Genomic DNA, 664 nt, shown 5'->3' on the forward strand with positions numbered 1-664 from the left:
CCTGCTCCTGCTCCCCAATGCTCCGTTGAAGGTCGAGCGCGATACGCGCTTCGTCGCTGGGCTGAAGCGTCGCTATGTCGGCTTCCTGCCGCGCGTCGTCGGGCGACCGTCGCTCGCGGTCGGGATCGTCGCCGGCGGACTCCTGCTCGCCGGTGTCGGCTACGCCACCTTCAAGGACCAGTTTCTCCCCGATTTCCGCGAAACCGACTTCCTGATGCACTTCGTCGAGAAGCCGGGCACCTCGATCGAGGCGATGGACCGGATCACCATTCGCGCATCCAAGGAGCTGCGCGCGATCCCCGGCGTCCGCAATTTCGGCGCACATATCGGCCGCGCAGAGGCCGCCGACGAGGTGGTCGGCCCCAACTTCACCGAGCTGTGGGTGAGCCTCGACGAGACGGCGGACTATGACGCTTCGGTCGCGCGCATCAAGGAAGTGGTGGAGGGCTATCCCGGCCTGTTCCGCGATGTGCTGACCTACCTGCGCGAGCGCATCAAGGAGGTGCTGACGGGCGCGGGCGCGACGATCGTGGTCCGCATCTATGGCCCCGACCAGACCGAGCTTCGCGCCGCGGGCGCCCGCGTTCGCGAGGCATTGTCCGGCATCCAGGGCGTGTCCGACCTGAAGCTGGAGAGCCAGGTGCTCGTGCCGCAAGTCCGCATC

Annotated in this window: 1 protein-coding gene; it reads left to right on the top strand. The window is 67.3% G+C overall.

The features are described 5' to 3' along the window. The coding region (locus AC58EF_RS28590; RefSeq protein WP_497279757.1) for an efflux RND transporter permease subunit at positions 1–664 on the top strand (664 nt) is incomplete at both ends.

This window comes from Sphingobium sp. WR1 (assembly GCF_059693745.1).